General features: G+C 31.4%; 10 protein-coding genes, 1 tRNA gene and 1 pseudogene. 8 read left to right on the forward strand and 4 right to left on the reverse strand.

Annotation, left to right across the window (positions count from 1 at the left end; all coding sequences use genetic code 11):
- Positions 1–254: 254 nt before the first annotated feature.
- Positions 255–1,304 carry a chorismate synthase gene (gene aroC / locus Q8S45_RS12555; protein WP_305605430.1) on the reverse strand — a complete coding sequence of 350 codons (1,050 nt, stop codon included), beginning with the start codon at positions 1,302–1,304 and terminating at the stop codon, positions 255–257.
- A 69-nt stretch (positions 1,305–1,373) separates the two neighbouring features.
- Positions 1,374–2,126: a sulfite exporter TauE/SafE family protein gene (locus Q8S45_RS12560; protein ID WP_305605433.1), complete on the reverse strand. Its 753-nt coding sequence runs from the start codon at positions 2,124–2,126 to the stop codon at positions 1,374–1,376.
- Between the two features lie 110 nt (positions 2,127–2,236).
- On the opposite strand from Q8S45_RS12560, the gene Q8S45_RS12565 reads away from it, so the two are divergent.
- The 8 genes from Q8S45_RS12565 to Q8S45_RS12600 all read left to right on the forward strand — a co-directional run bounded on the left by Q8S45_RS12565 (position 2,237) and on the right by Q8S45_RS12600 (position 8,982).
- Positions 2,237–2,321, forward strand: a tRNA-Ser gene (locus tag Q8S45_RS12565).
- A gap of 240 nt (positions 2,322–2,561) precedes the next feature.
- The gene (locus Q8S45_RS12570) at positions 2,562–3,824 is read left to right on the forward strand and encodes a site-specific integrase (protein WP_305605436.1); all 1,263 of its coding nucleotides are present in this window, start codon (positions 2,562–2,564) and stop codon (positions 3,822–3,824) included.
- Between the two features lie 69 nt (positions 3,825–3,893).
- Complete coding sequence (locus tag Q8S45_RS12575; RefSeq protein WP_305605439.1) at positions 3,894–4,733, forward strand: RteC domain-containing protein; 840 nt, start codon at positions 3,894–3,896, stop codon at positions 4,731–4,733.
- Between the two features lie 366 nt (positions 4,734–5,099).
- On the forward strand, positions 5,100–5,378 hold the full coding sequence (locus Q8S45_RS12580; protein ID WP_305605442.1) for a helix-turn-helix domain-containing protein: 279 nt from the start codon (positions 5,100–5,102) through the stop codon (positions 5,376–5,378).
- 4 nt (positions 5,379–5,382) lie between these two features.
- On the forward strand, positions 5,383–6,054 hold the full coding sequence (locus Q8S45_RS12585; protein WP_305605445.1) for a hypothetical protein: 672 nt from the start codon (positions 5,383–5,385) through the stop codon (positions 6,052–6,054).
- 248 nt (positions 6,055–6,302) lie between these two features.
- Entirely contained in the window at positions 6,303–7,022 is a 720-nt protein-coding gene (locus Q8S45_RS12590) for an ATPase (protein WP_305605448.1), read from the forward strand.
- Between the two features lie 257 nt (positions 7,023–7,279).
- Complete coding sequence (locus Q8S45_RS12595) at positions 7,280–8,005, forward strand: DUF6088 family protein (RefSeq protein ID WP_305605451.1); 726 nt, start codon at positions 7,280–7,282, stop codon at positions 8,003–8,005.
- Positions 8,002–8,982, forward strand: a complete 981-nt coding sequence (locus Q8S45_RS12600; RefSeq protein WP_305605454.1) for a nucleotidyl transferase AbiEii/AbiGii toxin family protein — start codon at positions 8,002–8,004, stop codon at positions 8,980–8,982. The genes Q8S45_RS12595 and Q8S45_RS12600 overlap by 4 nt, the downstream gene beginning before the upstream one ends.
- Positions 8,983–9,306: 324 nt before the next feature.
- On the opposite strand, the gene Q8S45_RS13995 is transcribed toward Q8S45_RS12600, so the two are convergent.
- Positions 9,307–9,612: a transposase gene (locus tag Q8S45_RS13995; RefSeq protein ID WP_371133025.1), complete on the reverse strand. Its 306-nt coding sequence runs from the start codon at positions 9,610–9,612 to the stop codon at positions 9,307–9,309.
- A 27-nt stretch (positions 9,613–9,639) separates the two neighbouring features.
- Positions 9,640–9,857 (reverse strand): annotated as a pseudogene (locus Q8S45_RS14000) (IS5/IS1182 family transposase); the annotation flags it as partial.

The following is a 9,857-nucleotide window of genomic DNA, read 5'->3' on the forward strand; positions in this document are numbered from 1 at the left end:
GTACTCGCTCACTTAACTGAAAATGAGCGAATAATTTTTCCTGATAGTCTTTCTTGCCTTGCATACCATGAAAGTACTAATTTCTGTGAAATTTTACAACCTTTTTTAGCTATATTTACTCTGAATTGTGCAACAGACACAGTGTCTATAAAAAGTTACTAACTGCTTTAAATCATATTGTTGTTTGGAATCTAAATTATTCTTTTGAAAACAAAAGAGTTGACACAGCAGTTCATTTAAAAAAACAGCTTTCCTTATTTATTCAACAACATAAAATCTGCTAAAACCATTGCCGCCAATGCTTCTACAATTGGCACCGCGCGTGGCACAACACAAGGATCGTGACGCCCTTTACCAATTATTTCAACACTATTACCATCTTTATCAATGGTATCTTGAACTTGCATAATAGTAGCAACAGGTTTAAATGCAACTCTAAAATAAATATCCATTCCGTTGCTTATTCCGCCTTGAATACCACCAGATAGGTTAGTTTGTGTGGTTCCATCAGGATTAAATAGATCGTTATGTTCACTACCTTTCATTTTTGCACCACAAAATCCGCTTCCATATTCAAAACCTTTTACTGCATTTATAGACAGCATTGCCTTACCCAATTGCGCATGTAATTTATCAAAAATAGGTTCACCCCATCCAACAGGCACATTTTGAACAACACAAGTAATAGTTCCTCCTATAGTATCTCCTTGTTTTTTAATTTCCTCGATACGAGCAACCATTTTTTCTGCTGAAGCCTCATCTGGACAACGAACGATATTACTTTCTATTTTAGAAAAATCGACATCTTGATACGATTTTTCCATAAAAATATCACCCACCGAAGAAGTAAATGCATTAATTTTTATATTTGGAATTGCTTGTTTCGCAACCGCTCCGCCAACAACCCAATTAGCTGTTTCGCGCGCAGAAGTTCTTCCACCACCACGATAATCTCGATTACCATATTTTTTTTCATAAGTATAATCGGCATGTGATGGCCTAAAAGCATCTTTTATATGCGAATAATCGCTTGAGCGCTGATGCACATTTTCTATTATAAATCCAATAGACGCACCTGTAGTTTTACCTTCAAAAATACCAGATAAAAACTTGACTTCATCAGGTTCCTTGCGCTGTGTTACAATTTTAGATTGTCCAGGTTTCCTTCTATCCATATCTTTTTGAATAGCTTCAAAATTCAATTCAATCCCAGCTGGGCATCCATCAATAATACCGCCAATTGCTTCGCCGTGAGATTCTCCAAAAGTAGTAAGTGTAAATATTTTTCCAAATGTATTTGACATAGATTCTAGTTATTAAACAAATGTAAAAAAAGAAAATTACAGCGGGGGTATTTTTTGGATGAAATAAATTTAAAAAAACCACAGTTTTATTGCCATAATCACAACCATAATAATCATAAACTTTTTCACTAAACCATCGCCTTTACTAACAGACCATCTACTAGCAACCCAACCTCCAATTGCACTTCCTATAGCTAAAAGTAGTCCATATTTCCAATTAATTTTATCATTAAAAATAAAAATAGATAATGAAGCAATGGTAAAAACCAGCGTTACAAAAACCTTAATAGCATTACTTTTTACTAATGAAAAATTATTAACAGAAGACAACACAAATAACATTATAAAACCAACACCTGCTTGAATAAAACCACCATAAACACCTACAAAAAAGAAAAGTAAAATACTCAACCATAAGTTTTTACCAGTTGAACGTTCCAGTAGGTTTTGCTGCTTGTATTTAGAATCGAAAAACATATAAACAACAACCAAAACCATAACTATGGCCAAAATTTTATTAAATGTTTCTCCTTTTATATCAATGGCTATTTGCGCCCCCAACAATGAACCAATTAATGCTGAAATACTTATGTATATGCTAAAAGGAAATGTTGAAACGCCTTTACTTTTAAATCCGGCTGTGGTTGATATACTTTGAAATAAAATGCCAATTCGATTAGTTCCATTAGCAACATTTGGTGGTAAACCTAAAAAAATAAGAATTGGTAATGACAATAGAGACCCACCTCCAGCAATTGTATTTATGGTTCCTGTAATAAATCCTACACCTATTAATACAATAATTTCTACTGAGTTACTCATATATTTAATTGATAAACAAATGTATTTATTTTTTATTGAATTAATTGGCAAAAAAAACGTCTAAAAGTTTGAGCAAAACAAAAAAGGGTTTTATATTTGCCCTCGCTAAAGGAGAAATGGCAGAGTGGTCGAATGCGGCAGTCTTGAAAACTGTTGACTGTAACAGGTCCGGGGGTTCGAATCCCTCTTTCTCCGCTGAAATTTATACAATTTCTCACAAAGTCCTGTAAATACTATGTTTACGGGACTTTTTAATTTTAGGGAAATACCAAAATACATCATATTTCATCAACTAAAAGGGTGAGATTCGGTGTCAGTTACTAAAACTAACCAACTGACACCGAATTTTACTGAATCACCTTATTTTATTAGGCTTACGAGAGGTCACTTTTAAATATTTTTTTGTATATTTATACTATAAAAATTGAAAAAACTATGAAATATTCCTTCACCCTCCTTTTTTACATTAAAAAGACCAAAGCAGATACAAATGGAAAAACAATGATTTATATGAGAATCACTGTAAATGGTAGGCGTTCGGAGCTAAGCACCCAACGAAAAATCGACATCAATAAATGGAGCTCTGAAGCTGGAAGAGCCAAAGGTTTTTCGGTAGAAACAAAGGATGTCAATCAATTTTTGGATATGATTCAACATAAAATCTTGAAAATACACGAAAAATTAATTGAAAAGAACATTCCCTTTACTGCTGAAAAAATAAGAGATTCCTATTTAGGAAAAAACGAGGCTGTTAAAATGTTGCTTGAAATTTTTAAAGAGCACAACAAGCAAGTTGAAAAACTAATTGGAAAAGACTTTGCACCTGGAACAGCTGAACGCTATCGAACTGCTAAAATGCACGTAGAAGATTATATTAAATTAGAATACAAACTTGATGACATCCCTGTTAAAGAAGTAGACCATAAATTTATAACCGGTTTTGAATACTACCTTAAAACGGTTAGAAATTGCAGTCACAACACAGCTATTAAATACATTACCAATTTTAAAAAGATAATTCGTATTGCGTATGCAAACGATTGGATAAGCAAAGATCCTTTCTTTAATTGGAAAGCTCGTTTAAAAATTGTGGATAGAGAATTTTTATCGGAAGAAGAAATTCAAAAAATGGTTAAAAAGCAATTGCATACTTTGCGATTAGACCAAGTAAAAGATATATTCATTTTCTGTTGCTTTACTGGTTTAGCTTATGCAGATGTGAAAAAATTGTGTAAAAATGACGTAGTTATAGGTATTGATGGTGAACGTTGGATTAAGACAAAACGTACTAAAACCGATACAAGAAGTAGCATTCCCATTTTACCAACTGCAGCTGCTATTTTAGAAAAATACGCAGAACACCCAGAAGTTAGTAATGGTCAAAAACTACTCCCGGTACTCAGCAATCAAAAAATGAATGCGTACTTAAAAGAAATTGCAGACCTATGTGGTATCTCAAAAAATCTAACGTTCCACTTGGCTCGTCATACATTTGCAACTACAGTAACCCTAACCAATGGAGTGCCAATTGAATCTGTAAGCAAAATGTTAGGTCATAAATCTTTAAAAACCACACAGCATTATGCAAAGATTTTAGACAGAAAAGTGAGCGATGATATGAATGCATTAAAGCTAATATTAAACATAAATAAAGAAAAAAATCAGCTAACTAAAAGCAAATCAACTGGTTCAGATTAAAAGATAATTTAGGTGTTTTTTCAAGTTAGTTTATTTATTTTTGAATGCTTGAAATTGAAAATATCATCTATGAAAAAAATTACCGGAATTATCGATAATTTCGATATTGCCATTAATAATATTAAAAAAACCAATCTCCAAAAATTAAGTATCCTAAAAGAAAGCATTAAAATATCCAAAGAATGCTTACAACAATTAAGATTAGAATTAAGAAAAAGTGATTTCACTTCTGTAAAAGATGAAATCACTTTTTTTAAAAAACAAAAACCTTATATACAGGGAAGACTAAATTTCTATTTAAAATTAAATACCTATCTATTAGAATTTCCATCTGTTGGTATAACAAAACAACGTAATTACATCAACCGTGAATTAAATAAATTAGATATAGAAAAATCTAAACTTTTAGAATTTATAAAGTATTACAGACTTGAAGAAAGTAAATTAGATCATTTCTATTTTTTGAGAGGTAATAACCAACTAGATTTGTTCATTAATACAAATTATAATTCTGACGACCCTGAATTCTCAACCAGTCACGACCATTTAGTTTCACAAATTGTAACGCAAGATTTACTTACAAAATTTTATGCTAAAGAACTGGAAACTCTTAAAACAAATGAAACCAATGTTATTGTTGAAGAAGTAAAACCAACAATATTAAGAGATTTATCTTGGACTGCTTCAAAAACCGATTTAATAGAATTATTATTTGCACTTCATACTTCTGGAGCATTTCAAAACGGAAATTCAGAAATTAAAAAATTAGGCGAAATTTGTGAAGAACTTTTTGGTATAGAATTAGGCAACATACACAAAACTTTTGGACAAATAAAAGCTAGAGAAAAAGACCCTACAAAATTCCTAGATTTACTGAAATTTAACCTAATTCAAAAAATAAATTCATAATCATAATTTTCATAACAATTTAAAGACAAAGAAGTTACTCTTTTAAAAGTGTTAATTTTTTTAGGTACTACCTAACGACTACCTAAAACCATTTTTTGCACTGTTTTCGGAGTGAAAAACAGCTATTTTTCATTATAATTTATACGTTTTCAAAAGTGTAAATCAAAATACGCTTCACTTTTTAAATATTTGAAAAAATATTTTTAACCAAATTACTCACTTACAACAATTTAACTTTTTACAAATGTTAAATTTTCTAGGTACTACCTAACGACTACCTAAAGAATCTCAACAAAACTTAGCAGCTTTGTATAATGAAAGCCAAATAGCTGAAAAACAGTTTAATTAATTCAAAAACAAAAAACAATGCCAACAGCAATTATCACAACAGACGATTTAAGAGAATTCAAAATCGAGTTATTAGAAGACATCAAAACGTTACTAAAAACAACCTCATCCGCTGGTACCAAAAAATACCTAAAATCTGCAGAAATGATGAAGTTATTAAAAGTCAGCCCTGGAACACTTCAAACACTTAGAATCAACGGAACTCTACCCTACACAAAAATTGGGGGTATCATTTTCTACGATGCTGATGAAATCTACAAAGTGATGAAAGAAAATAAAATTCAGCACACCTACTAATCAAATGCCCGAAATAAATTACATAAAGCATCTTAACTCCTTCTTTCTAGAATTAAGCCAAGACAAGCGTTTAAATGCAACACACGTAAGCATGTATGTAGTGCTTTTCTATCAATGGAATAACGCAAGATTTTCAGATGAATTTTACATCAATAGAAACGAAATTATGTCATTATCCAGAATCGGTTCAAAAGGCACCTACCACAAATGTCTCAAAGATTTACATAAGTGGCAATATTTAGAATATTTACCTTCCTATAACCCTCAAATTGGAAGCAGTATTAAGATGTTCGAAATAGGTACACCTATTGAACAAGTAGTGAACCGAACCTACACTAAAAGTGATACAGGTAGTGTACAAGTATCGGGTCCTTATTTAAACATATACAAACATGATAAAGATATAAACATAAAAAAAACTATTAAAAAGGATATTTTATTTTTTTTCAAAGAAAAAGAATGGCCTAAAATAGAAGCCGAAAAATTTTTCAATCACTATGAAGCCGTTGGTTGGAAAAAAGGAATCAATCCAATTGAAAATTGGCAAGCAGCAGCAGAAAACTGGATGCTAAAAGCAGAAAAATTCACAAAGAAAAAAAACAGCGATTTGCCACCAGTCCAAAAATGGGACAACCTCCACACCAACAATAACAAAAATTACAATGAACCACTTTAAAAAAATAAATACCGCCCTAGGATTTGGCAGGCGAGTGTCAACAGTTTGAAGAATCCGTAAAAAGAAATTCTGTTTGAGCGTAGCGAGTTCATTTCTTTTAGGATTCAAAAACTTATTTGACCGCCGAAAATCCAAGGCTTGATTTTTTGTTTCGTTTTGCATCAAGGCAAAATGAAAAGAACACAAAAGAAACCTAAAAATTAATTTCTTGAACGTAAAGGAAATTCAAACACTAAAAACCAATAGCTATGAAACCACAACCACACATCAAAACCGAAGGAACTTCAAAATTCCAAATCGGAGAAATAAAAAACAACACTGTTCAATACGATTTCGAAAAAATAAAAACCTACCTCAACATCAAAGGTCACATCCTTTTTGGCAAAAACTTCAGAATCTACAAAGAAGACGAACCGTTACTTTTTAAACTATGTTGTTACTTCATACAAGATCACTACAGCTGTGCTCAAATGGGAATCGACACCAACAAAGGCTTATTGCTTTCAGGTCCTGTAGGTTGTGGAAAAACATCCCTAATGAAACTATTACCACATTTAGCACCTCACAAAACAAACTATGAAATCATTCCAACACGCAATATCGTATTTAATTTCAACGCATCCGGTTTTGAAGTGCTCGAAAAATACAACGAAACCAAAAATTACTGCTTTGATGATCTTGGAGTAGAGCCAACTGGTTCTCACTATGCAAAAGAATGCAATGTGATGGGAGAGATACTACTCTCTCGCTATGATTTATTTACGCGTCATCCTGAACAGGTCACTGAGCGGAGTCGAAGTGTTGTTTCAGTATCTCATTCTTCAAAATGGAAAACTAAAACCCACATCACCACAAACCTCAACGCTCAAGAACTCGAAAAAAGATATGGTAATCGAGTAAGAAGTAGATTGAGAGAGATGTTTAACCTTATTAGTTTTGATCAAGCTTCAACAGATAAGAGAAAGTAAGGTTAAATATCCACGAACACCAATACCAATATAAAATGAGTGAGTAGATGTTTAACCTTATTAGTTTCGAGAAAAACTCAAAAGACAAAAGAAAATAATGTCGTCACTCTGAAGATGTCATGCTGAGCTTGTCGAAGTATGTTTTAGGATCCCATTCTAAAAATTAGAAAAAATAAAAAAGAGACTCCAAAAATAAATGTCCAGTTTTTTAATAAATAAACTGGACATTTTTACTACATTTGTATAAAATTAAAAAAGTGAAAGCATCCGTTTACATAGAAGATAAGATAAATAGACTGCCAAAAGGGTATATATTCACCTATATAGATTTTATATCTAAGGTAACAAAGCGAGAAGCTATTATTAAACACCTAAACAGAATGGTAGCTTCAGGAAAAATCGAGAAGCTTTCAAAAGGTAAATATTACAAGCCTCAAAGTACTGTTTTTGGAAATCTATTGCCAGAACAAAATCAAATTGTAAAAGATTTATTAGAGAAAAACGGAAAATTAGTAGGGTATATTACGGGATATACTTATTACAATGCAATGGGTTTTACAACGCAAGTAAGTAATATAATACAAATTGCTAAAAATGAAATTCGATCTTCGCTACAACGGGGTAGATTTAAAATAGCATTTATCAAGCAAAAAAATACCATTACCAAACAAAACATACCGTTACTTAGATTGTTAGATACAATTCGTTTTATAAAAGACATTCCAGATGCAACTATCAATAATTCCTGTATTCGTTTGCTTACATTACTAACGGACTTATCCGAGGAAGAGCAAGAGCAGCTAAAAAAACTGGCATTAAAATATCCGCCAGCAACAAGAGCGTTAGTAGGTGCATTATTTCAACAAATAGATAGCAATCAAAACACGGAGATGCTTCAAAAATCTTTAAACCCAATAACAACGTATAATTTATCTGTTTCAGAAACTATTTTACCAACTGCTAAAAACTGGAATATCAAATGAACCTTCACGAAAATATAGAGTTATTTAAAGATGCAGTAAAGTTTACAGCAGCACAAAAAAACATTAAAGATATTTATGTTGAAAAAGACTATTGGGTAACGTTTGTATTATACCATTTGTACAAAAGCCCATTAGGCAAAGAGATTGTATTTAAAGGAGGAACTGCATTGTCTAAATGTTATGGTATTATAGAACGTTTTTCAGAAGATATCGATTTAATTATCTTAAAAAACGACAATCAATCGGATCATTATTTGAAGAAAAAGTTAAAAGAAGTTACAACAGCTGTAGCTAAACTATTACCGGAAATAGAAGAAAAAGACATTACTCATAGAATTGGAATGGTTCGTAAAACGGCACACACCTATCCAAAAGCTTTTAAAGGAGAATTCGGTCAAATTAGAGATACTATCATTGTTGAAGCAACCAGATTAGGACATCACGAACCTTATGAGACAAAAAGGGTTTCATCCTATATTTATGAAATGATGTTAAGTACAAAACAAGAAAAATTAGCAGAACAATATGGATTGTTACCTTTTGATGTTTTAGCATTAGATATAAAAAGAACCTTGTGTGAAAAAATAATGAGTTTGGTTCGATTTTCTTATACTGAAAATGCAATTGAAGATTTAAATAATAAAATTAGACATACCTACGATATTCATCAATTACTAAAAAATGAAGAAGTTAAAAAATTCTTTAATTCTAAAAATTTTGATGAAATGTTATTAAAAGTAGCAACAGATGATTTAATAAGTTTTAAAAATAACAATGAATATTTAGCAAACCACCCTAAGGAAGCTCTATTGTTTAGCCAACCAGAAAAAACGTGGAAACTATTAAAAGGAACATATCAAGGTAGTTTTAAAACATTGGTTTTTGGAACATACCCAGATGAAAGTGAAATACTCAAAACGTTACTTCTAATTACATCAAGACTAGAAAAAATAAATTGGAATTTGAAAGTTAATTAATACCATAATTCCAAAAATGTCATCATCAGCTTTACTGGGATCTGTTTATATAGCACTCCCATTATGTCTCCATGAGTGCAGTCGAAGGGTCTTTACCCACATCACCACAAACCCTCTTTCTCCGCTTTTTAAAACCGTAATTAATTGTAAAACAATTAGTTACTGTTTTTTTTATTTTCAATTTTGTATGGTGTTTGTACAGTGAAATAAAATTAATAATAATTTAAATTTAATTCCCTAAAAGAAATTAATATAATATCTTTAAAATATAATGATTCATAGCTAATGAATAATACAATTAAATAATTACTATTTAGTCAATCCTTAAAAAGCTTTATTTAGCCAAAATATTTTATAAATCATCAATTCAATTAAAGAATAAAGTTTTTGAAAAAATTGGCAATAAGATAATTTCCACTTGTTCATCATCCTTTTGAAGTTATAAGCAGCTGCGGCAAGCATAATATTGATGTTATTGCCCACAATTCCTTTGTAGAAGTTTCTTCCTAATCGATGGTCTGTTTTAAGATGTCCGATTACGGGTTCTATTGCGGCTCTTTTCTTATGGGCTTCTTTTAGTTTTTTCTGCTGATACTTTGTTTGGGTCTTGTCATTGAAGGGTTTTGGCAACTGAATTTGTGTTTCTCCAATTTGTTTTCAGCCTCTATAACCTTGGTCAACTGCGGCTTTTTTTGGAGCTTTTCCAACGAGTCTTTCTGTTTGTTCCAATGCTGGTTCCAAGATATGGCCATCAAACTCATTTCTAAAACCCATTGCTCCAACAATCACACCTGTATTTTGGGTGTAAACAAAAGATGCTTTATTGCCAAATTCAAATTTTTTGTGTTCTTTTCCTTTAGAGATGCACTGTGTTT

Source organism: Lutibacter sp., assembly GCF_030692605.1.
Lineage (GTDB): Bacteria > Bacteroidota > Bacteroidia > Flavobacteriales > Flavobacteriaceae > Lutibacter.